This window comes from Sphingobium sp. RC1 (assembly GCF_059738765.1).
In genome coordinates, this window is sequence record NZ_AP027306.1 from 1,942,732 (window position 1) to 1,965,679 (window position 22,948).

Sequence of the window (22,948 nt, forward strand, 5' to 3'; positions counted from 1 at the left end):
ACCAACCCGTTTCGCGCCCACCTATGCCATGATCGACGAAACAGCGACAGGGTAGACAGTCATTCTGGACGAATTGTAACCAACCAGACATCTGGCGGCGAAAGCAGTCTGATCGGCAGGCCACTGGTGCCGATCCCCGCCGACACGATCATGGATTTCATACCATCGCGATAGACGCCGCAAGCATAGCGGGTGCCGAAGCGAGACGGCACATAGACAATCCCGGCAAAGGGCAGCGCCACCTGACCACAATGCGTGTGCCCCACCATCGCCAGCAACGGCCTGTCGGGCAGGGAAGGGAAAACATCTGGCCCGTGGGAAAGGACTATCTGAGCGCCGCCCATATCCTCCATCTCGTGCAACACGGCAGGGACATCCGGGCGGTCGGTGTAAATATCGCGCAACCCGCCGATCACCAGCGGCCCCCGGCGCACGGCCTGGTCGGTCAAAAGGGTGATCCCGATGCGCCGAAAGAGGGCACGCCATTGGGTGCGGCTGATCTTCGCGTAACGGCGCGCGTCGTGATTGCCGAGCACCGCCAGCACACCCATCGGCGCGCGAAGGCCTGAAAATGGAGCGATACTCGCTTGCGGATCATAAACCGCACCGCCCTTATGATCGCCGATATAGTCTCCGCCCAACAGGATGAGATCAGGCTTCAGGCCGTTCACCTGACGCACGATCCGCGCCATTCTGTCCGGACTGTTATCCGGTCCCGACAAATGAGAGTCGGTGATCAGGGCGACCGTCACTGGCCGCCGCGGCGCACTTTCCGGAAATGGTAGTACAATCTCCATCCGGCGCACTACCGGCGTGGCCCGCGCGTTAGCGATAAGCCAGATGCAAGAGCCTGCCGCGATCAGGCTCAGCATCAGCAGCGCCCAAAGGCACCCACCACGACCGGACGGGGACTTCACTTTGCCGCTTTGCGCGCCTGCATTCCAGCGCGGAACCGCGCCGCCCATCCGGGCTTACCCTCCTGCGCGGGCCGGACGAGGCAAAGAGCGTCCGCCTCCACCTCCTTAGTCACCACGCTCCCTGCGCCGACGATCGCGCCTGCCCCGATCTTGACCGGAGCGACCAGCGCACTGTTGGAGCCAATGAACGCCCCCGCGCCGATTTCCGTCTTATATTTGAAAAAGCCATCATAGTTGCAGGTGATCGTACCCGCGCCGACATTGGCGCCTGCCCCGATGGTGGCATCCCCAATATAGGACAGGTGATTGACCTTCGCGCCTTCGCCCAGTTCCGCCTTTTTGATTTCGACGAAATTGCCGACCTTAGCCTTTGCGCCAATTTGGGCTCCGGGACGCAGTCGCGCATAGGGGCCGATCTCGGCACCCTTGGAGATGGTTGCGCCCTCGATGTGTGAGAAAGCGCGGATAGTCACATCATCAGCCACCGTCACACCCGGCCCGAATACGACGTTGGGCTCAACCATGACATCGCGACCCAGTGCGGTGTCATGTGCGAAGAATACGGTTTCCGGCGCCACCAGCGTCACGCCATCACGCATCGCCTCGCTACGCCGCCGGTCCTGCCAGGCAGCCTCGATCATGGCCTGCTCCGCACGGCTGTTCACGCCAGCCACTTCCCAAGCCTCGGTTTCGATGACGGCACTTTGGGCGCCGGGCAGCATGATGATGTCGGGCAGATAATATTCGCCCGCCGCATTGTCGTTGCCGATCTTGTCGAGCAGCACGAAAAGATCCGTGGATCGCACCGCCATCAGGCCGGAGTTGCACAGCGTCACGGCTCGTTCCGCCGCGTCGGCATCCTTATATTCGACCATCTTGTCGATGATGCCCTGCCCACTGGTGATGATCCGCCCATAGGCACCCGCGTCCTCGGGTCTAAAGCCCAGCACCACGGCGCGCTGGTCGTCACCCAGGTTCAGCCGGTCCAGCATCGCCCGCATGGTTTCCGCCCGCACCAGCGGCACATCGCCATAGAGGATCAATATGTCACCCGCGAAACCGGCAAGCGCGTCATGGGCCTGAGCAACCGCGTGGCCAGTTCCCAACTGCTGCTCCTGCACGGCGATCACCGCACCTGTCCCGGCGACCGCGGCTTCCACTTGCTCGCGGCCCGCGCCGACCACGACGACCTGCCGCTCGGGCTGAAGCTCAGCGACACTGGCCAGCAGGTGCAGCAACATTGGCCGACCCGCGACCGGATGGAGCACCTTGTGCTTGGCTGACTTCATACGCGTGCCCTGCCCGGCGGCAAGGATGATGACGGCGAGTGGGCGGGTGGCGGTCACGGCGGAACGCGTCCTCTTTTAGCAGGGAAGGTTATGAATCTGATCGCTCTCTGCCACGTTTGCCTTGCCTTTGCCACCGGAGAGGCCGCATGAGCCGCGCATGACCAGCATTCCCTTCGATATAGTGGGTTTCGACCTCGACGGCACCTTGCTCGACACGAGCGGCGACCTCGCCGCGGCAGTCAATTACGCGATCGCGACGGATGGCCGCCCGCCTTTTCCCGTCGATGCCATCCGCCCGTTCGTGGGCAAGGGCGCGAAAGTCATGCTGGAACGGGCGCTAACCGCATCGGGCGGCTATGATGAGGCCCTGCTGGCTCGGATGCTGCCGACATTGCTCGATTATTATCAGCAGAATCTCGCCATCCATTCGGTCCCCTATCCCGGCCTCATGAACGCGATGGAGGCTTTGGACAAAGCGGGCGTCAAGCTTGCGATCTGTACGAACAAGGCTGAACGCTTCACTATTCCCCTGCTCCATCAGATCGGCCTTTCCGAACGTTTCGTCAGCATCATCGGCGGCGACACGCTTGGCGTAGCGAAGCCGGACCCAGCGCCGATCCACGAAATGATCGCGCGCGCTGGCGGCGGTCGGACGATATTCCTCGGCGACACGATCAACGACATCGCGGGCGCACGTAACGCGGGAGTGCCAAGCATAGCGGTCAGCTTCGGCTTCCTCGACGGCCCCGTCGAACAATTGGAAGCGGACGCGGTCATAGATCATTTCGATGAACTGATGCCGCTTCTGGAAGGTTGGCCAGGCTGATCGTCGGCCGTTTGATCCATATCGGATGAACATCTCGTCGATTTTGGAAGTATTTTTTAAACAAAGGCTTATACCGCCGCCCCAACGGCGGCTTCATGCCTGCCGATCCTCCGGGTAACATCAGGCAAAGGCAGTCAGCATGGGAGAAAATTTCGCTTTCTTCCTGCCAATCATGATGGCCAGCTTTGGCATCGCGTTCCTGATCATCTGTAGCTGGCATGTGCGGGCCGCTGCCTGGTGGAGCGCGGCCTTCTTCTGCGTCGCCGCGGGATTTGCGGCGCCCGTCGGTTTTGCCGCAATCCCGGATCCTGTCTGGAGCATTATTGCTGATCTGCTGTTCGCCACCGGGTTCCTGCTTTTCGGTCAAGCGTTGTTGCAACGCTGGCGGCCATCCTGGCTTCTGACGGCACGGCTGACGATCTGGGGCGGCTCGATCCTGCTGTGCATCCTGGCCTATGCCATGGACAATCTGCCGCTCGAGCTGGTCGCCTCGGACTTTGGCTGCTTTCTCCTGATCGGACTTCCCCTTGTCGCCGCAAAGAACCACTTGCGTACAGGGGCCGATCGGACGTTGTTCGCCGCTGCATCGCTCGTCGCATTGGATAATTTCGTTCGCGGCTCCACTGTCCCGCTCACGCTGTCGGAGAATGGCGACTTCCTCACCAGCGAATATGCCTTTCTGATGCAGGCGCTTGCCTGCATATTTGGCTTCTTTCTCGCGTTCGCCGCTCTTGCGACGCAGGTGATCGACATACTGGGTCGCTATCAGCGGGAAGCCATGGTCGATCCGTTATCCGGCCTCTTCAATCGCCGGGGATTCGATGATGCCATCAAGCGCAGGCAATCGGATGAGCTGCCCGCAGGCAGTCTCATTGTCTGTGACATCGACCATTTCAAGACCATCAACGACGAATATGGTCACGCATCCGGCGACCAGGTGATCAGGGCGCTTTCTCGTCTTCTAACCACAATGGCTCCGGATGGCGCGGTCGTGGCCCGCTTCGGTGGAGAGGAATTTGTCCTGTTCCTACCGGGGATCGATGCAGCGCATGCGGCGGAAATCGCGAACAAGCTGCGCGAAGGCTTCACCGCGACGATTGCAACACAACTACGGCTCAGCCGTCCATTGACAGCCAGCTTTGGCCTATCGACCACTCAACGCAGCGACACGTCAATCCACGACACCATCGCTCGCGCGGACGAGGCACTCTATGACGCGAAGGCGCGTGGTCGGAACCGCGTCTGCATCCGGCGCGTGCTATCCTCACCAACCATAGCGGCGCCATCCACGCCGCGCATCGCCAGCGCCTGAAAAGCAGAAGGGCCGCACAGCGGCGGCCCTTTCCAACTTCGCCAAAGGCGACGATCACATGTGGATCGGCTTGCCCATGACCGCCATTGCGGCTTCCTTGATCGCTTCGCTATGCGTCGGATGCGCGTGGCAGGTGTAGGCGATATCCTCGCTGGATGCCCCGAATTCCATCGCCTGTGCCGCTTGCGCAATCATCGTGCCAGCCACGGTCGCGATGATCCACACGCCCAGGACCCGGTCGGTTTCCGCATCGGCGATCACCTTCACAAAGCCATCAGGCTCATGATTGGTCTTCGCGCGGCTGTTCGCCATCATCGGGAACTTGCCGACCTTGACCGCACCGCGCTCCTTGGCGGCTTCCTCGGTGAGGCCGACGCCTGCAATCTCAGGCTTGGTATAGACCACCGACGGGATCACTGCGTGGTTCACGATCCCGGTCAGCCCGGCAATATTCTCCGCAACGGCGATGCCCTCGTCTTCAGCCTTATGCGCGAGCATCGGGCCGGGGATCACATCGCCGATGGCCCAAACACCGGGGACCTTGGTCGCAAAGTCATGATCGGTTTCGATCTGCCCGCGCGCGTTGAGTTCAAGGCCGATCTTGTCGAGGCTCAATCCGTCGGTATTGGGACGACGGCCGATCGACACCAGCACGACATCGGCCTCGATCGTCTCCGAAGCCCCGCCTGCGGCAGGCTCAACCGTCAGGCTGACGCCCTTCTTATGCGCCTTGGCGCCCGTGACCTTGGTGCCGAGCTTATATTCGAAGCCCTGCTTCTTGAAGATTTTGTTCGCTTCCTTGCGAACCTCGCCATCCATGCCCGGCAGGATCTGGTCGAGAAATTCGACGACCGTCACCTTCGAGCCCAGACGGCGCCAGACCGAACCCAGTTCCAGCCCGATGACGCCCCCGCCGATGACGACGAGGTGATCCGGAACCTTGTCCAGTTCCAGAGCGCCGGTTGAATCGACGATAAGGCCCTTGTCATTTTCCACTTCGACGCCAGGCAACGGCGTCACGGAGGAACCCGTCGCGATGATGATATTCTTCGCGGTCACGGCCTTGCCCGCAACATCGACCGTGTTCGCGCCAGTGAAGCTCGCACGCCCCTTCAACCAGTCGACCTTGTTCTTCTTGAACAGGAATTCGATGCCGCCCGTCAGGCCCTTCACCGCATCCTTGCGCTGGCCTTGCATGGTATCCAGATCAAGGCTCATCTTGTCGATCTTGACGCCCAGCTCTGCGAGCGCGCCACCTGCGGCCTCCTCATAAAGCTCCGACGCGTGTAGCAGGGCCTTCGACGGAATGCAGCCGACATTCAAGCAGGTGCCGCCAAGCGTCTCGCGGCTCTCGGCGCACGCAGTCTTGAGACCCAGTTGAGCCGCGCGGATGGCGGCGACATAGCCCCCCGGACCCGCGCCGATCACCAGGACGTCATAATCGAAGTCAGCCATCTCAATCTCCGTTCGCCCTTGTTCCGAGCCGCTTGTCTCGTCCCAACCTGTCAAAGGGCATTACTTTTTCTTTCGTCCCCCAGAAAGGACAGGGCTTCAACAGGCTCAGCCCGAACGGAATGAAAGGTTGATCTTTACAGGTCGATCAGCAGACGGGTCGGATCCTCGATCGCGTTCTTGACCGCGACGAGGAAGGTCACCGCTTCACGACCATCAATCAGCCGATGGTCGTAGCTGAGCGCCAGATACATCATCGGACGGATGACGATCTGCCCATCGCGGACGACCGGGCGGTCTTCGATGCGATGCAGACCCAGAACAGCCGACTGGGGCGGGTTGATGATGGGGCTCGACAGGAGCGAACCGAAGACGCCGCCATTGGAGATGGTGAAGGTGCCGCCCTTCATATCTTCCATGGTCAGCGTGCCTTCCTTGGCCTTCTTGCCAAAGCCGCCAATCGTCTTTTCGATGTCGGCGACGCTAAGGCTTTCAGCGTTGCGGATCACCGGCACGACCAGGCCGTTCGGCGCCGACACGGCCACCGAAATATCGGCGAAGTCGTTATAGACGATCTCATCGCCTTCGATCTGCGCGTTGACGCCCGGAATGTCGCGCAGCGCCATGCAGACGGCCTTGGTGAAGAAGCCCATGAAGCCCAAACGGACACCATGCTTCTTCTCGAACAGGTCCTTATATTTCGCGCGCGCTTCGATGACATTTGTCATGTCGACGTCATTATAGGTGGTCAGCAGCGCCGCGTTATTCTGCGCTTCCTTCAGGCGTTTGGCGACCGTCTGGCGCAGGCGCGTCATCTTGACGCGCTCCTGACGACGGCTTGGACCTGCGGCAGGCGCCTCGGCAGCAGGCGCGGCAGCCGGTGCCGACGCCGTCGCCTTGGCTGTGCCCGCAGCCACGGCGGCCATCACATCATCCTTGGTCAGGCGGCCGTCCTTGCCGGTGCCCTTGATCTTGCTCGGGTCGAGTCCATGCTCCAGCACCAGGCGGCGAACGGCTGGAGACAGCGTCAGGTTGCCACCCTCATCTTCATCGGCAGGCGCAGAAGTCGCAGGAGCAGGCGTCGCAGCCTCTGCCTTGGCCGCCGGAGCGGAAGCCGGGGCAGGCGCAGCGGCAGCAGCGCCTTCGCTGATCATCGCCAACAGCGCGCCGACGTTCACCGTGTCGCCTTCCTTGGCGATGATGTCGCCCAAGGTTCCCGCGACCGGTGCGGGCACGTCCACCGCCACCTTGTCGGTTTCCAGGCTGACGATCGGCTCATCGGCCTTCACCGCCTCGCCGGGCTTCTTCAGCCACTGGCCAACGGTCGCTTCGGTAACGGATTCGCCCAGCGTGGGGACTTTGACTTCAGTTGCCATGAGCTGTGTCAGCCTTTCTTCTGGCGGCGGATTTCTTCACGAACGCTGTGACCCAGCGCATCGGCGACGAGGGCGCCCTGTTCGGCGACATGGCGCTTGGCCAGGCCCGTGGCGGGCGAAGCGGCAGCCTTTCGTCCGGCATAGCGAGCGCGCATCGGCGCCTTCCCTGCCTGGGCCAGCGCTTCCTCGACATAGGGTTCAACGAAGAACCAGGCACCGTTATTGCGCGGTTCTTCCTGGCACCAGACCACCTCTTCCAGCTTCGTCATTCGCTTGATTCGCGTGGCCAATGCTTCCGTGGCGAAGGGGTAGATCTGCTCGATGCGCAGGATCTGCACGTCTTTATCACCTGCCGCGTCGCGCGCTTCCAAAAGGTCATAAAAGACCTTGCCCGAGCACAGGACCAGCCGCTTCGTGTCAGCGTCTGCCGCTGCATGGGGATCGGACAGGATGCGCTTGAAATGCGTCTCCCCCACAAAGTCTTCGGCCTTGCTCACCGCCAGCTTGTGCCGCAGCAACGACTTCGGCGCCATGATGATAAGCGGCTTGCGGAAGGAGCGCAGCATCTGACGACGCAGGACATGGAAATAATTAGCCGGCGTCGTGATGTTGGCGACCTGGATATTCCCTTCCGCACAGAGCTGAAGGAAGCGTTCCAGACGCGCCGAGCTGTGTTCAGGACCCTGCCCTTCATAGCCATGCGGCAGCAAGCAGACGAGGCCGTTCGAACGCAGCCACTTCGTCTCGGAAGAGGCGATATATTGGTCGAACACGATTTGCGCGCCGTTAGCGAAGTCGCCGAATTGCGCTTCCCACAACACCAGGCTTTTGGGGTCAGCCAGCGCAAAACCATATTCAAAGCCGAGCACGCCATATTCAGACAGCGGCGAATCCAGCACCTCGAACCGGCCATGCGGCACGGTAGAAAGCGGGATATATTTCCGCTCGCTATCCTGATCGACCCAGACCGCGTGACGCTGACTAAACGTACCCCGTCCTGAATCCTGGCCCGACAAGCGGACGCCATAGCCTTCGGATAGGAGCGATCCGAAAGCGAGCGCTTCGCCCGTAGCCCAGTCGAAATTCTGGCCCGACTTGAACATCTCGGCCTTGGCGTCGATCACGCGCTTGAGCGTCTTGTGGACATTCAAGCCTTCGGGAACGGTGCTCAGCGTCTTGCCCAGGCTGTCGAACAGCTTCTGGCTGATGGCGCTTTCGACATTCTGCCGCGACGTTTCCGCGTCGGCGGGCTTATGCAAGCCCGACCAGCGGCCGGCGAACCAGTCGGCCTTATTGGCCTTGTAGCTCTTGGCCGCCTCAAACTCTTCTTCCAGATGATTGACGAAATCGCCCGTCACCTTGTTTACGAAATCATCGTCAACCACGCCTTCCGCCTTCAGCCGCGCCGAATAGACGTCGCTGACGGGGGGATGCTGGCGAATCTTCGCGTACATCTGCGGCTGCGTAAAGCTCGGTTCGTCCCCCTCATTGTGGCCGAAGCGGCGATAGCACCACATGTCGATCACGATGTCGCGATGGAAGGTCTGGCGATATTCGATCGCCAGCTTGCATGCGAAGGTCACAGCTTCCGGATCATCGCCATTGACGTGCAGGATCGGCGCCTGAACGCCCTTGGCCACGTCGCTCGGATAGGGCGAACCACGCGAGAATTGCGGGCTCGTCGTGAAGCCGATCTGATTGTTGACGATGAAATGGATACAGCCGCCAGTATTGTAACCGGACACGCCGGAGAAGCCGAGGCATTCCCAAACGATGCCCTGACCCGCAAAGGCCGCGTCGCCGTGGATCAACACCGGCAGGACCTGCTCATGCTTTTCCAGATCATCGCGGAAGGTCTGCTGCGCGCGGACTTTACCCAAAACCACCGGGTCGACTGTTTCGAGGTGCGAAGGGTTGGGCACCAGCGACATATGCACCTTGATGCCGTCAAATTCGCGGTCGGTGGAGGTGCCGAGATGATATTTCACGTCTCCCGATCCGCCGACATCCTCGGGGTTCGCAGTGCCGCCCGAAAATTCGTGGAAGATGACGCGGAAGCCCTTGGCCATCACATTGGCGAGCACGTTCAGACGGCCGCGATGGGCCATGCCGTATACGATCTCGCGCACGCCCAGCGCGCCGCCATGTTTGATGATGGCTTCGAGCGCGGGAATCATGGACTCGCCGCCATCCAGGCCGAAACGCTTGGTGCCGACATATTTGCGGCCCAGGAACTTTTCGTACTGTTCACCCTGAATCACCTTGGACAGGATCGCCTTCTTGCCTTCGGGCGTGAAGTGAATCTCCTTGTCCTTGCCTTCCAGCCGGTCCTGAAGGAACACGCGTTCCTCGACATCGGCGATGTGCATATATTCCAGGCCGACATTGCCGCAATAATTGGCACGCAGGATCGCGACGATCTCGCCTACCGTGGCATATTGCAGGCCCAGAGTACCGCCGAGATAGATCCTTTTATCAACGTCGTTAAGGCCGTGATATTCGGGCGTCAGGTCGGCAGGCAGTTCACGTTGGACGAGGCCTAACGGATCGAGATTGGCCGCGAGATGGCCGCGCACGCGATAGGTGCGGATCAGCAACTGCGCACGGATCGCATCGTCAGCGGCGCTGACTGCGTCGGCGTCAGAGACTGACTTGCCCGCAGCCTTGGCGGCGGCTTTCACGGCCACCTGCATCTGCGTCGGATCGAGCGCACCGGTCAGATCATCAGTGTCCGCCAGAGGCCAATTGGGGCGTGTCCAGCTCGGCCCGCGTTCCGTTTCAAAGTCCTGGTTCTCGTAACCCATGCCTTAAGTCCCATGCCGACCGCGTGCAGTCGCGAAGCGGGGTATCAAAGACGGCCGGGGTGCAGCCCGGCCACCTTGTCTGCCTTTGCTTAGCCCTTCAGGACTTCGACAAGCGTCGAGCCCAGTTCGGACGGGCTGGCGGCAACCTTGATCCCGGCCGCTTCCATCGCCGCGATCTTGCTTTCCGCGTCGCCCTTGCCGCCCGACACGATCGCACCGGCATGGCCCATGCGGCGGCCCGGAGGCGCCGTACGACCAGCGATGAAACCAGCCATCGGCTTCTTGCGGCCCTTCTTGGCTTCGTCGATCAGGAACTGAGCCGCCTGTTCTTCCGCGTCGCCGCCGATTTCGCCGATCATGATGATCGATTCGGTCGCGTCATCGGCCAGGAAAAGTTCCAACACGTCGATGAAGTTCGTGCCGTTGACCGGATCGCCGCCGATGCCGACAGCCGTGGTCTGGCCCAAGCCCGCATTGGTGGTCTGGAACACGGCTTCATAGGTCAGTGTGCCGGAACGCGACACGACGCCGACCGAACCCTTGGAGAAGATCGAACCGGGCATGATGCCGATCTTGCATTCATTGGGGGTCAGGACGCCGGGGCAGTTCGGGCCGATCAGGCGCGACTTCGAACCGGACAGGGCGCGCTTCACGCGGACCATGTCCAGAACCGGAATGCCTTCGGTGATGCAGACGATCAGCGGGATTTCCGCATCGATCGCTTCCAGGATCGAATCGGCCGCGAACGGCGGCGGCACGTAGATGACCGAAGCGTCGGCGCCGGTCTTCGTCTTGGCTTCGGCAACCGTATCGAACATGGGCAGGCCGATATGGGTCGTGCCACCCTTGCCCGGCGTAACGCCGCCGACCATTTGCGTGCCGTAGGCCAGCGCCTGTTCGGTGTGGAAGGTGCCGGTAGCGCCGGTCATACCTTGCGTGATGACCTTGGTGTTCTTGTTCACCAGAATGGACATGTCAGTCCCTTTGCATTCTGTGGAGGTGGCACTTCAAGTGAAGGCGTCATACCCCAGGCTGCTCACTCACCTGGGGCATGTCGGTGCAGCTTGTCAGATCAGGCGAGCGAAGGGTCGATGCCCTTGCAGGCTTCCAGCAGTTCCTTGACCGCATCGACCGACACCTGGAGGTTCGCCTTGGCTTCGTCGTCCAGTTCGATCTCGATGACCTGCTCGACACCGTCCTTGCCGATGATCACGGGCACGCCGACGTAGAGGTTATCGACGCCATACTGGCCGGTCAGGTTAGCGGCGCAGGGCAGCAGGCGCTTCTGATCGAACAAATAGGCTTCAGCCATCGCGATGCCGCTGGTAGCGGGCGCGTAGAAAGCGGAACCAGTCTTGAGCAGGCCGACGATCTCGCCGCCGCCCGAACGGGTGCGCTGGACGATGGCGTCGATGCGCTCCTTGGTGGAGCGGCCCTGCTTGATGAGGTCGGGGATGGGTATGCCGGCGACGGTCGAATATTCGACGACCGGCACCATAGTGTCGCCATGGCCGCCGAGAACGAAGCTGGTTACTTCCTTCACTGACACCTGGAATTCTTCAGCGAGGAAGTGGCTGAAGCGTGCGGAGTCGAGAACGCCAGCCATGCCGACGACCTTGTTGTGCGGCAGGCCGGAGAATTCGCGCAGTGCCCACACCATCGCGTCGAGCGGGTTTGTGATGCAGATGACAAAGGCGTTGGGGGCGTTATTCTTGATGCCCTCGCCCACGGACTTCATGACCTTGAGGTTGATGCCCAGAAGATCGTCGCGGCTCATGCCCGGCTTGCGGGCGACACCGGCGGTAACGATGATGACGTCGGCGTCCTTGATGTCGGCATAGTCGTTCGTGCCGATGATCTTCGAGTCGAAACCTTCGACCGGGCCGCACTGCGACAGGTCGAGCGCCTTGCCCTGAGGAACGCCTTCGACCACGTCGAAGAGGACGATGTCGCCCAGGCCCTTGAGAGCGGCGAGATGCGCGAGCGTACCACCGATATTGCCAGCGCCGATCAGCGCGATCTTCTTACGGGCCATATGCAATCATCCTCCAAGCACGGAAATTGGGATTGCCCGCCCGCTTAAGCCGATCTCATTAATGATTCAACCAACTAAACGGAGTTTGGGACATTTATCTTTGCAATTCATTCGCAGTTGCATTAATGGCCTTTTCGCCCCTGTTTGTTACGCGCTTCTACCCTGGCGCTGACTTGTCCCGCAGCGGCCACCTGCCGGGCGCTTCCTCTCAGAAGGAAGCGTCCGGGCCATTTTCAATAGAATGAATGAGTGCCCCACAGCGCCGAACGGCGCTATTTCGGGCCGTGCCCGAGCGCGAGATAGTCGTCCGACTGCATTTCCATCAGGCGCGAAACCGTGCGTTCGAATTCAAACGCTCCGTCGCCGCGAGGATAGAGCTGAGCGGGCTCCGCATCGGCCGAGGCGAGCAGCTTGACCTTATATTCGTACAAGGCGTCGATCAGCGTCACGAAGCGAGCGGCTTCGTTGCGGTTCTCAGGCCCCAGCACCGGGATGCCGACGAGGATGACGGTATGAAAGCGCCGCGCGATCGCCAGATAGTCCGGCGCGCCGCGCGCCTCAGCGCACAGGCGCTTGAAAGAAAAGACTGCCACCCCCTTCAGGCTCTTCGGCACGTGCAAGGTCCGCCCACCCTGCACCTTTATGTCCTCCACAGGAACCTTTGCCCGATCTTCCACCGGATAGTCGGTGAGGCGGAAGAACGCCTCGGAAAGCGCCTTGGTCGCCGCTGGACCATTGGGCGAATGCCAAAGCTGCGCGTCGCCCAAACGGTCGAGCCGGTAGTCGGTCGGTCCATCCAGGGTCAGGACGTCCAGACGATCCTTGATGAGGTCGATGAACGGCAGGAAAAGCTGACGATTGAGGCCGTCCTTATAGAGTTCATCCGGCGCGCGGTTGGAGGTCGTGACGATCGTCACCCGCTTGTCCAGCAGCCCGGTGAACAGACGCGACATGATGGCAGCGTCCGCCATATTATTCACGACCATTTCGTCAAAGCAGAGCAGCCGCGCCTCTTCGGCGAGCGAGTCCACGACCGGAGGGATGGGATCGCCCTTCTCCGCTTTGCGAACCTCGGCAAGCCGTGCATGGACGTCGAGCATGAATTCATGGAAATGGGCGCGCTTCTTGCGCTTGACCTGCACGGTGTCGAAGAACAGGTCCATCAACATCGACTTGCCCCGGCCGACACCACCCCACATGTAGAGGCCGCGTGGCGGCTCAGGCGCCTTTCGCAGCAATTTCCACAAGGTCGACCCGCGAGGAGGAGCCGCTTCCAATTCCAGCTGAAGCGCGTTCAACCGTGCTGCGGCGGCCTGCTGATCCGGATCGGGACGCAATTCCCCGGCCGCGACGAGCGCGCGATAACGCTCGATAACGCTGGTCATTTGGGAACCGGGACCTTTCGCACCGTGGCGGTCGAGGACGCGACCAGCCCGTCATCCTGATGCAGGGTCAGCCGCATGAAGAACAACCGCCCGGTTTCCTGCAAGACCTCGACATCGGCGCGCAGCGGCTGGCCCACTTTGCCGGAGCCGCAATATTGCATGGAAAGATCGACAGTGACGGCAGCAGCCTGCTCGGGACGTCCCATGGCCGCCAGCGCCGCAAAATAAGCATGGTCGGCAAAGGCCGCGAGAAAACCGCCATGCAGCGCGCCATTGCGATTGGCATGCGACGGACGGGTTTCCAGCATCACAGTAGCACGGCGATCACCGGCGCCTTGCGAATAGCTGGGGCCGACGGATGTGCCGAGGAACGTCTCCGGAACCGGATCGCTCCAACGCAACCAGTCAGCCCACGGACCTTCCAGCACCAGGCTTACAGGACCAGCATTATCGCCCACTGGATTAAAGCTGCCGTTCGACCATCATCTTCTTGGTCTCCGCGATCGCCTTGGCAGGGCTGAGGCCCTTGGGGCAGACATTCGCGCAGTTCATGATGGTGTGGCAGCGATAGAGGCGGAAGGGATCTTCCAGCTCATCAAGGCGCTCGCCGGTATATTCGTCACGGCTGTCAGCCAGCCAGCGATAGGCCTGAAGCAGGATCGCGGGGCCAAGGAACTTGTCGGAGTTCCACCAGTAGCTGGGGCAACTGGTCGAGCAGCAGGCGCACAGGATGCACTCATACAGGCCGTCCAGCTTTTCACGGTCGGCGGGCGACTGGAGCCGCTCCTTGCCGCTCGGCGCGGGGCTGACGGTTTGCAGCCAAGGCTTGATCGAATTGTACTGCGCATAGAAATGCGTGAAATCGGGGACGAGATCCTTGATCACATCCATGTGCGGAAGGGGCGTAACGCGCACTTCCTTGCCCGCGCATTCGTCGATCGCGGTGGTGCAGGCCAGACCGTTCTTGCCGTTCATGTTCATCGAACAGGAACCGCAAATGCCTTCGCGGCAGGAACGGCGGAAGGTCAGCGTCGGATCATATTCATTCTTGATCTTCAGCAGCGCGTCGAGGACCATCGGACCGCAATTGTCGAGGTCAATCTCGAACGTGTCATAGCGCGGATTCTGACCCGAGTCGGGATCGTAGCGATAGACCTTGAAGCTCTTGACGTTGCTCGCACCGTCAGGCGCCTTGTGGGTCACGCCCTTACCGGAAATCTTGCTGTTCTTGGGCAGGGTGAATTCGGCCATGGTTTAAGATGTCCTCCGTCCGCGCCGATAATTATATGGGGGCGCGCGCCAGAGGCCCTTAGCGCCTCGTTTCGCCATTTGCTACCCATCAAAGCAGCAAAAGCATGAAGCGATTTTGGCGCTTACGCCCCGCCGCTCAATATCTGTTCGATAAGCACGACATCCTCAACCTTGTCCGCGTCGATGCAGGCTTCCGCTTTGCGCATCGACACCAGTCGGGCGACGAGGCCAAAGCGGCGGCCGATGCGCGCTATGCCGCCATGGAGTGTTGAGAGGCGCAGCACGGCGCCGAGCAAGGCGATCGGCCCGAATGCGGCCAATATCTTCCAACCCTTTTTGCGGTCCTGCTCGACCTCTTGCCAGAGGGCGATGACGGCGCGCGTCTTGACGCTGCCGAACCAGAAGAGGTTGGCGCCGGACCACCAGCCGTCCCTGAATTTGAGCCAGGTCCGCCGCGACGAGGGATAGCGGGCGAGCAAGGTCGCTCGTTCGACCATCGCCACCGCAATGTCGGCCCCTTCTGCCTCGGCCACAAATTGGTCGAGCATGTCGGCGTCGAGCAGAACATGATCCGCCGTGGTGACGAGCAGCGGAAAAGGGAGGTCTGGCCGTTCCAGGAGGCTCAGCAATGTGGACGCTATTCCGCTGCCGCTCTGTTCGAAGCGGACGCGCGGGTCTTCACCGAGCCAGGCTGTGGCGAGATCGGCGCGATATAGCTCCGGCGCCTGGGTGAGAATGACGACTTGTCCAACCGACGGATGCGCGAGCAGCGCCCGCGCGGGATAATTGATCATCGGCTCGCCCGCCACAGGCGCGAGAGGCTTGACCGCGACCCCGGCCGCCTGCGCCAGAGGATCGGAACCGGGGCGCGATCCGGCGAGCAGCAGGGCGGTGATCTTGGTCATGGAGGCGGGTTAGCGAAGCGGCCCAAGGACGGGAAGCAGCTAAATGCTCTACAGGGTGGGCGCCGCAGCCTGCGGCTTGTTTTGCGCGACGGTGACCGGCACGCCGACACGCAGGCTCTTCAACTGCCTCAGTCGGCTCCGGAAAGCCGCCAGTTCTCCCCCGGCAAGTTGAGCCGTCGTGGTGAATTTGACCGAAAGCGGGTTCACCGTTCGGCCGCTACGGTACAGTTCGTAATGGAGATGCGGGCCAGTCGAAAGACCACTTGAACCAACATAGCCGATCACCTGCCCCTGACGGACGCGCTGTCCATAGCGCGCGGCGATGCGGCTCATATGGGCATAGCCGGTGGCAAGGCCGTTGCCATGTTCCAGCCGGACATAATTGCCATGACCGCCATGGCGACCCGAATAGGATACCACGCCATCGGTCGCGGCATAGATGGGCGAGCCATAGGCGGCGGCAAAGTCGATGCCCGCATGCATGCGGGTGTAACCAAGAATTGGATGGCGGCGCATACCAAAGCCAGAGGACATGCGGCCCTGCACCGGCGCGGACAGCACCCCGCGCCGTTCCCCGACGCCGGATGCCTCGAACCATTGGCTGCGGCCGTCGCTGGTCCATTTGAGCATGTCGATGCCCCGGCCGCTGGCACGGTGCAGGCCAGCGAACAGCAGGTCGCCTACTTCGACATCCCCGGTTGCCGCCCGGCGATATTCGGTGATGATGTCGTAGCGGTCTCCGCTGTGGATCGAACCCAGATCGACCTGCTCTGCAATGACACGCAGGAAGCTCTGAATCGCCTTGGGCGGTGCGCCAGCCGCGCGCGCGGATTGATAGATGCTGTCGCCGATTACGCCCTGAATACGGAGCGGCGTGTCATCGACATGGATAGCCGTACGCTGCACTTGCAGCAGCCCGCCCACGCGATTGATCTCCAGCGCGAGGTCGAGCCGTGCGCGGAAGGCGAGATGGTCGAGCGGCCGGGGCATGTCGCGGCTGGCGCGGCGGCCAAGCACGATGTCGAGCGGCGTGCCCGGCTTCAGGCCCTTGGCTATATCGCCGCTGGCGAGCGCCATGACCTGAGCGGCGTCCGCATTGCTGACCCCTGCCCTCGCCAAGGCCCGGCCAAGCGAATCACTTCCACCTATCTGTGCGCGCAATTCGATCTGCGGACGTTCGGGCGTTTCGCGCAGGGGCTGGACGGCATCGGTCGGCCCCATGCGCCGTCCGCTGTCCGCGCCCATGGCGAGCGGCGTGATCATCTGGCTGCGCACTTCCTCGAACTGCGGCTGAGCGAGCAGCGGCTCCGGCGCGCCGGGCAGAGGCTGAAAGCCGGGGGAGAGATACAGCGCCGATGCGCAAAGCCCAAAACAGGTAGCAAGGCCGCGGAACCACGTACGGCTGCCCACTCGCTGGCCAAGATCGGGAACCAGTTCGACCTCATCCGCCCAGTCACGCAGGCGGGTGCGCCAGTCACGCGCATCGGCGGTCGTAAACGACCCCTTGCCGATGGCGTCAGTCACCCAAAGGGAAGCGGATGCGCCCCCCTGCTGAGGACTGAACTGGCTACCGTGAAACACTTGAAAAAGCCCCCCACAGGCTAAAAATTCGCCCGACCCCCGCCGCGCGTTCATGGGCATTGTTGTGAACGCATAGGGTTAAAGTCAAATAAAGACGGATTTTTTAACCATATTCACGCGACGAAACGTGCCCTTCAGCCGTTGAACAACTGAAGTTGCATAGCCCAAAGGAGAATCGCCCCACTTCCCCTTGCTCTCGCTGCACTCATCCCCGACATAGAGAGGGTCATGGCTCAATTTGCCCGATCGCCCGTCACAGCCGTGCTGGGTCCCACCAATACCGGCAAGACGCATTTGGCCGTCGAGCGCATGTGCGGTCATTCCAGCGGGATGATGGGCTTTCCGCTGCGTTTGCTGGCGCGCGAAGTGTACGACCGGGTTGTCGCCATCAAAGGTCCGGGTCAGGTCGCGTTGATCACGGGGGAAGAGAAGATCATCCCTCCGGGCGCGCTTTATTATCTCTGCACGGCCGAATCGATGCCGATCGGCGTAGGCCGGGAGGCCGGAACCGCAACCAACGGCCTTGGCGACTATGCCTTTGTCGCGCTGGACGAGGCGCAGTTGGGTTCCGATCCGGAGCGCGGGCATATTTTTACGGACCGATTGCTGCGCGCACGAGGCCGCGAAGAAACCATGATACTGGGGTCCGCCAGCATCGGCCGGGTGGTGAAAGCACTGGTGCCGGGCGTGGAAATCGTCAGCCGCCCGCGCTTTTCCACGCTGTCCTATGGCGGGGCGAAGAAGCTGTCGCGCCTGCCGAAGCGATCGGCTGTCGTCGCCTTCTCGGCGGAGGAAGTCTATGCCGTGGCGGAGATGCTGCGGCGTTTTCGTGGCGGCGCTGCCGTCGTGATGGGCGCGCTGTCGCCCCGCACCCGCAATGCGCAGGTACAGATGTTCCTGAACGGCGAGGTCGATTATCTGGTCGCTACCGATGCGATCGGCATGGGGCTCAATCTGGACGTGGCGCATGTCGCCTTCGCTTCGTTGCGCAAGTTCGACGGGCGGCGGACGCGGCGGCTGACCGTATCGGAAATGGCCCAGATCGCCGGTCGGGCCGGGCGGCATCATAAGGACGGCACATTCGGTAGCCTCGGTCATGAAGATGGCGACGCTGCCTTCACGCCCGAAGAAATAGAGGCGATCGAAGCGCATCGCTTCCCGCCAGTCGAGCAACTCTTCTGGCGCGAAGGCCAGCCGCGCATGGACAGCGTCAGCCGCCTCATCATGGAGCTGGAGACACGGCCCGACCGCGACGAATTGCGCGCGGCGCCCGAAGCGGTGGACCTGGCGGTGCTCCGGCGGCTGTCCGACGATCCGCTGGTCATCGACCGGGTAACGGGGAAGAAGGCCGTCGAAAGGCTGTGGGCCGCATGCGGACTGCCCGATTTCCAGAAGCTGGGCGCGGAACATCATGCGCGCACGGTTGGCCGCATCTGGCGGTTCCTGTCCGAAGGTAACGGCCATATCCCGCGCGACTGGTTCGCTCAACAGCTGGCACGGCTCGATTCGGTTCAGGGCGATATCGACACATTATCGGGCCGGATTGCCGCCGCCCGCACCTGGTCCTATATCGCGCACCGTCCCGACTGGCTGGCGCATCCTGCGGAGATGGCGGAGCGGACGCGCGCGCTGGAGGAAAGGCTTTCCGACGCCCTGCATACCGCGCTGACGCAGCGTTTTGTCGATCGCCGCACCGCTGTACTGTTGCGCGACATGGGGCAGGAAGCCAGCAATCTGCCCGTCGATGTGGAGCCGGACGGGACGGTCTGCGTCGATGGTGAGACGATCGGGCGACTTGACGGATTTCGTTTCTCGGTCGATCCGGCTACGCGGCATCAGGATAGAAAGATGCTGCTGGCGGCTGCGGAACGCCGTCTTGGAAGGATATTACGAGTGAAGGCTGACGAATTGCTGGGCGCGCCCGACACTGATTTCGTGCTGATGGACGAGCCGGGACAGGCGCCGGGTATCGGTTGGCAGGGCAATGCCGTGGCGGCGTTGCTCGTCGGCCCGTCGCTGCTGGCGCCGGAAATCCGGCTTGATCGCGGCCTTGTGGCGCTTGGCCAGGATGTGCAGAAGCAGGTGCTCACGCGCCTCACAAGCTGGGTTGAGGCGCAAAAGGAAAAGCATCTTCTACCCCTCGTGAAGATGGCGGCCAGCGCGGCCGATCCGGCAGTTCCTGCGGTCGTACGAGCCGTGTTCGCTCAACTGGCCGACGCTGGCGGAGTGATGACAAGGATCGATCTCGATTCGGCGCTCAACCATCTGGACAAGGACCAACGCCACCTTCTGCGTCGTGCGGGCATCGATATCGGGGTGCTCGACATCTATCATCCAGGACTTCTGAAGCCCGGAGCGGCACGATGGCGCGCGGCGCTGCTGGCGGCGCGCATCGCCAAACCATGCCTGCCCCTGCCCCTGCCCGGCCTGACGCTCATCCCCACGGGCGAAAAGGCGGAACAGATGGGTGCCCGGATCGCTGGCTTTCGCGGCTTCGACGATCAGATGCTACGAATCGACATGGCGGAACGCATGGCCCGCGCCGCCCATGAAGCGATCGCGAAGGGCGAGGCCTTCACCGCCCAAAGCCCGCAGATCGTCTCGCTCGGCCTCAACGAACCCGCTTTCCTGCAATTGATGCGCTTGGCTGGATTCCGCCCCGTCGAGGCAGCCACAGAAGGCGGCGCGAACTGGACCTTCCGTGGGCGGCAGAAGGCACGGCCGGATCAACAACACGCCCGTGGGCCTAACCGGCGCAGCGCACCCGCGCGTGGCGCGCCTTCTCGCCCCGCTTCGACCGGCGCGGCGGCGCCAGTGAGCAACAATGCCTTTGCAGGCCTGGCGGAGCTTCTTGGCCGCAATGGCTGAAGGCGCGCGCCTCGGTAATCATGGACCGAGCCTGCGCATCGACAAATTCCTGTGGTTCGCCCGGCTCGCCAAAAGCCGGTCGGTGGCGCAGAAATTGGCCGAAGAGGGTCATATCCGTCTTAATGGCCGCCGCATCGAGCGCGCCCATTCACCCGTGCGCGCGGGCGATCTCATCACATTTCCCCACCCCAGCGGAGTACGCGTGGTCCGCGTCGTGGAACTTCCGGGACGCCGGGGACCAGCGCCAGAAGCTCAGACATGCTATGAGGAACTGAAGCTGGGCGATTAGGGAGACAAAAATATCCTCATTGACCTTCGCGCGCGCCGGGCATAGCAGGGCCGCCGCTGTCGAACCCCTATAGAGTGCTGATCCATGACCTATGTCGTGACCGACAACTGCATCCGCTGCAAATATATGGATTGCGTCGAGGTCTGCCCCGTCGATTGTTTCTACGAGGGCGAGAACATGCTGGTCATCAATCCGAACGAATGCATCGATTGCGGCGTGTGCGAACCTGAATGCCCTGCCGAAGCCATTTTGCCCGATACGGAGAATGGTTTGGAGAAGTGGCTGGAGCTCAATACCAAATTCTCGGCTGAATGGCCCAACATCACCGTCAAGGGCGACGCCCCTGCCGACGCTGACGAGATGAAGGGCGTCGATAACAAGCTGGAGAAATTCTTCTCACCCGAACCCGGCTCTGGCAGCTGATCGGGCGCTTCGACCGACGAGCAGGACGGCGTGTCCAAAGGCTGAAGGTCCATCGTTTCCGATCATCATATTGATGCCAGATCGTCGCTGACGAACTACCCCTAGCGTTTCGGCATGAGGCTCACTCCCGGATTTTGCGTCTGGGGGTGGCAATTTTGTTACGAATCTGCTAAATAAGGGTCAAGAGGCGGAAACGGTCGCATTCCGTCCTGGAGTATTTGCTCATGTCCTGACGGTGGCGCCGTGGAATCCTCGGCTTGTGCTACTCTGCGCATCTGTGACGCGGCGATATCCGTCTCCGGTAGAATTAGAAAGGTTTCAAATGGCTGCCAAGGCGCTGTCCTTTGACGTTGGTGATTATGTTGTTTACCCCAAGCACGGTGTTGGCCGGGTGGTCGAGCTGCAAAAGGAGCAGATCGCGGGCATGGAATTGGAGCTTTATGTGCTCCGGTTCGAAAAGGAGCGCATGACGCTCCGCGTGCCGACCAACAAGGCCGAAGGCGTCGGCATGCGCAAGCTGTCGTCGAACAAGACCCTGGAAGAGGCCATCGAAACGCTGAAGGGCAAGCCGAAGGTCAAGCGCACCATGTGGTCGCGCCGCGCGCAGGAATATGAAGCCAAGATCAACTCCGGCGACCTGGTGTCGATCGCCGAGGTGACTCGCGACCTGTTCCGCGCTGACGACCAGCCTGAGCAGAGCTATTCCGAACGGCAGATTTTCGAAGCCGCTTCCAGCCGCCTCGCTCGCGAACTCGCCGCGATGGAAGAAACGGATGAGCCCAGCGCTCTCAAGAAGATCCTGCGCATCCTGAACGAAGCCGCACCGAAATATGCCAAGGTGGAAGGCTGATCTGAATTCAACCGAGCCGACTACGGCAGGTGAATATAAATAGAGGGCGTCCCGACCGGGGCGCCCTTTCTTTTGCCCGCTTGAGCTTCGAGCTTTAAATCTGCCCCACCTTGTTTTACCATTCGCCCTGAGCCTGTCGAAGGGCTCTACTTCTTTTTAGAAAGTAGGGGGCTTCGACAAGCTCAGCCCGAACGGGGTTGAGGGATGCGGATAAAAGGCACGCCGCTCTAATAGAGCCGTTCCGGCTTATTCACCCTTCGCGCTGTCGGCTGCATCCTTGGCGGCGCTACCCACATCGCTCGCTGCCTGACCGACCTGCGTGGCAGCGCTCTCGACCGCGCTATCCTTGCGCGTCTGGCTACTGATCAGGAAAAAGGCGGCAATCGCCACCACCACTACCAGCAGCAGCACCGCAATCGCCGTGCCGCCACCGCCGCGCCGTTCAACTATAGTAGTCGTCGTCGCTGGACGCTCCTGATAATCGGCCATGAATATCCTCCTCATCGTTACGCCACCCGCACGAATAATGCGCGATGGCGGAGGCGGTTCCTGCATCATGCTCGGCCTGCGCGACGACAATCTATTTCTCGCGCAGAGGCCGCAGAAGGCGCAGAGAAAATCTGCATTCACGCGGAGGCGCAGAGACCCGAAGATGACGTTAAAACAACGGCTTCACTCCAGTGCGAATCCCGCCTGGTACGGTAAGCGCCCGCGACAATCCTCCGCGTCTCCGCGCCTCTGCGTGAAAAATCAAAGGCTTTGCCGCCGCTGCTCGACCCACGGAACCAACTCGGATCGCTTCCACGACACTGGCTGAAGGCACCGAAAAGCTGATACCGATGTCGACGCTTATCGCGGGACGAACGCACCTTTTGCTCGATCCTTGACGACCTGATCCGCCCGAAACACCGATCCGCTCATGCTGATGTAGATACCTGGATCGGCAATCTGAGCCGTCGCGAACGCCATGCCCAAGTTGAAGCTGGCGTCGCTCTCGCCGAAGCGTGCAGGGGCGAGCGCACCGACAAGGACGATCGTCTTGCCCGTTACATCCTCAAGAGCCTTGGCCGTGTCCGTCATGGTATCCGTGCCATGGGTGACGACAATATGGCTTTCCGCCGCTGAAAGAACCCGCTCGCGGATCAGCGCCCGGTCGGCATCATCCAGCTCCAGACTATCCTTGCGCGTCACCTCTTCTATGCGAAAGGGACGCTTCACACCGCCTATCTGCAACAGTTTCGCGACGACGCTTTCGCCGACCCTATAATCCGACAAGGCATCGAAATAGATTTTGTCGATCGTCCCGCCCGTGGTGAGAACCAGGATCGGCGTAGTCATAGCCAGCATGGCGAACTCCCAACTTAGGCACGTGCATTCAGTCTAAA

20 protein-coding genes are annotated in these 22,948 nt (G+C 61.5%); 6 read left to right on the forward strand and 14 right to left on the reverse strand.

The annotated features are described in order from the left end of the window. Positions 1 to 59: 59 nt before the first annotated feature. Both AC6JBC_RS09580 and glmU read right to left on the reverse strand, forming a co-directional pair. Positions 60 to 872: a metallophosphoesterase gene (locus AC6JBC_RS09580; RefSeq protein ID WP_498026043.1), complete on the reverse strand. Its 813-nt coding sequence runs from the start codon at positions 870 to 872 to the stop codon at positions 60 to 62. A gap of 41 nt (positions 873 to 913) precedes the next feature. After that, entirely contained in the window at positions 914 to 2,206 is a 1,293-nt protein-coding gene (gene glmU / locus AC6JBC_RS09585) for a bifunctional UDP-N-acetylglucosamine diphosphorylase/glucosamine-1-phosphate N-acetyltransferase GlmU (protein WP_498026044.1), read from the reverse strand. A 157-nt stretch (positions 2,207 to 2,363) separates the two neighbouring features. Here glmU and AC6JBC_RS09590 point away from each other — a divergent pair, with 157 nt between their 5' ends. Both AC6JBC_RS09590 and AC6JBC_RS09595 read left to right on the forward strand, forming a co-directional pair. Beyond that, on the forward strand, positions 2,364 to 3,032 hold the full coding sequence (locus AC6JBC_RS09590) for an HAD family hydrolase (protein ID WP_498023974.1): 669 nt from the start codon (positions 2,364 to 2,366) through the stop codon (positions 3,030 to 3,032). A gap of 139 nt (positions 3,033 to 3,171) precedes the next feature. Further along, on the forward strand, positions 3,172 to 4,344 hold the full coding sequence (locus AC6JBC_RS09595; RefSeq protein ID WP_498023975.1) for a GGDEF domain-containing protein: 1,173 nt from the start codon (positions 3,172 to 3,174) through the stop codon (positions 4,342 to 4,344). Positions 4,345 to 4,398: 54 nt separating this feature from the next. Here AC6JBC_RS09595 and lpdA read toward each other — a convergent pair whose 3' ends face one another. The 10 genes from lpdA to AC6JBC_RS09645 all read right to left on the reverse strand — a co-directional run bounded on the left by lpdA (position 4,399) and on the right by AC6JBC_RS09645 (position 17,187). Then, a complete protein-coding gene (gene lpdA, locus AC6JBC_RS09600) occupies positions 4,399 to 5,799 on the reverse strand; it encodes a dihydrolipoyl dehydrogenase (RefSeq protein ID WP_498023976.1) in 1,401 nt (466 codons plus the stop codon). Between the two features lie 134 nt (positions 5,800 to 5,933). Beyond that, positions 5,934 to 7,172, reverse strand: coding sequence for a 2-oxoglutarate dehydrogenase complex dihydrolipoyllysine-residue succinyltransferase (gene odhB, locus AC6JBC_RS09605; protein ID WP_498023977.1), 1,239 nt, complete (start codon positions 7,170 to 7,172; stop codon positions 5,934 to 5,936). A gap of 8 nt (positions 7,173 to 7,180) precedes the next feature. Continuing rightward, positions 7,181 to 9,976 carry a 2-oxoglutarate dehydrogenase E1 component gene (locus AC6JBC_RS09610; RefSeq protein WP_498023979.1) on the reverse strand — a complete coding sequence of 932 codons (2,796 nt, stop codon included), beginning with the start codon at positions 9,974 to 9,976 and terminating at the stop codon, positions 7,181 to 7,183. Between the two features lie 89 nt (positions 9,977 to 10,065). After that, the gene (gene sucD, locus AC6JBC_RS09615; protein WP_464772547.1) at positions 10,066 to 10,950 is read right to left on the reverse strand and encodes a succinate--CoA ligase subunit alpha; all 885 of its coding nucleotides are present in this window, start codon (positions 10,948 to 10,950) and stop codon (positions 10,066 to 10,068) included. 98 nt (positions 10,951 to 11,048) lie between these two features. Beyond that, entirely contained in the window at positions 11,049 to 12,011 is a 963-nt protein-coding gene (gene mdh, locus AC6JBC_RS09620) for a malate dehydrogenase (protein WP_449473341.1), read from the reverse strand. A gap of 272 nt (positions 12,012 to 12,283) precedes the next feature. Next, positions 12,284 to 13,396: a cell division protein ZapE gene (gene zapE, locus AC6JBC_RS09625; RefSeq protein WP_498023980.1), complete on the reverse strand. Its 1,113-nt coding sequence runs from the start codon at positions 13,394 to 13,396 to the stop codon at positions 12,284 to 12,286. Further along, positions 13,393 to 13,854 (reverse strand): PaaI family thioesterase, encoded by a 462-nt coding sequence (locus tag AC6JBC_RS09630; protein WP_498023981.1) that lies wholly within the window; start codon positions 13,852 to 13,854, stop codon positions 13,393 to 13,395. The genes zapE and AC6JBC_RS09630 overlap by 4 nt, the downstream gene beginning before the upstream one ends. 4 nt (positions 13,855 to 13,858) lie before the next feature. Then, positions 13,859 to 14,647, reverse strand: a complete 789-nt coding sequence (locus tag AC6JBC_RS09635) for a succinate dehydrogenase iron-sulfur subunit (protein ID WP_498023982.1) — start codon at positions 14,645 to 14,647, stop codon at positions 13,859 to 13,861. 122 nt (positions 14,648 to 14,769) lie between these two features. Continuing rightward, positions 14,770 to 15,552, reverse strand: a complete 783-nt coding sequence (locus tag AC6JBC_RS09640; RefSeq protein WP_498023983.1) for a nucleotidyltransferase family protein — start codon at positions 15,550 to 15,552, stop codon at positions 14,770 to 14,772. Positions 15,553 to 15,600: 48 nt separating this feature from the next. After that, entirely contained in the window at positions 15,601 to 17,187 is a 1,587-nt protein-coding gene (locus tag AC6JBC_RS09645; RefSeq protein ID WP_498023984.1) for a peptidoglycan DD-metalloendopeptidase family protein, read from the reverse strand. A 174-nt stretch (positions 17,188 to 17,361) separates the two neighbouring features. Between AC6JBC_RS09645 and AC6JBC_RS09650 the strand changes: the two genes are divergently transcribed. The 4 genes from AC6JBC_RS09650 to AC6JBC_RS09665 all read left to right on the forward strand — a co-directional run bounded on the left by AC6JBC_RS09650 (position 17,362) and on the right by AC6JBC_RS09665 (position 21,563). Beyond that, complete coding sequence (locus AC6JBC_RS09650; RefSeq protein WP_498023986.1) at positions 17,362 to 20,001, forward strand: helicase-related protein; 2,640 nt, start codon at positions 17,362 to 17,364, stop codon at positions 19,999 to 20,001. After that, positions 19,994 to 20,290, forward strand: a complete 297-nt coding sequence (locus tag AC6JBC_RS09655; RefSeq protein WP_498023987.1) for an RNA-binding S4 domain-containing protein — start codon at positions 19,994 to 19,996, stop codon at positions 20,288 to 20,290. Before AC6JBC_RS09650 ends, AC6JBC_RS09655 begins: the two co-directional genes overlap by 8 nt. Positions 20,291 to 20,374: 84 nt before the next feature. Beyond that, entirely contained in the window at positions 20,375 to 20,713 is a 339-nt protein-coding gene (gene fdxA, locus AC6JBC_RS09660; protein ID WP_498023988.1) for a ferredoxin FdxA, read from the forward strand. Between the two features lie 322 nt (positions 20,714 to 21,035). Then, the gene (locus tag AC6JBC_RS09665; RefSeq protein WP_097091261.1) at positions 21,036 to 21,563 is read left to right on the forward strand and encodes a CarD family transcriptional regulator; all 528 of its coding nucleotides are present in this window, start codon (positions 21,036 to 21,038) and stop codon (positions 21,561 to 21,563) included. Between the two features lie 246 nt (positions 21,564 to 21,809). Here AC6JBC_RS09665 and AC6JBC_RS09670 read toward each other — a convergent pair whose 3' ends face one another. Both AC6JBC_RS09670 and AC6JBC_RS09675 read right to left on the reverse strand, forming a co-directional pair. Then, positions 21,810 to 22,052 (reverse strand): hypothetical protein, encoded by a 243-nt coding sequence (locus AC6JBC_RS09670; protein ID WP_196224095.1) that lies wholly within the window; start codon positions 22,050 to 22,052, stop codon positions 21,810 to 21,812. A gap of 360 nt (positions 22,053 to 22,412) precedes the next feature. Further along, a complete protein-coding gene (locus AC6JBC_RS09675; protein WP_498023989.1) occupies positions 22,413 to 22,910 on the reverse strand; it encodes an asparaginase domain-containing protein in 498 nt (165 codons plus the stop codon). Positions 22,911 to 22,948 lie beyond the last annotated feature (38 nt).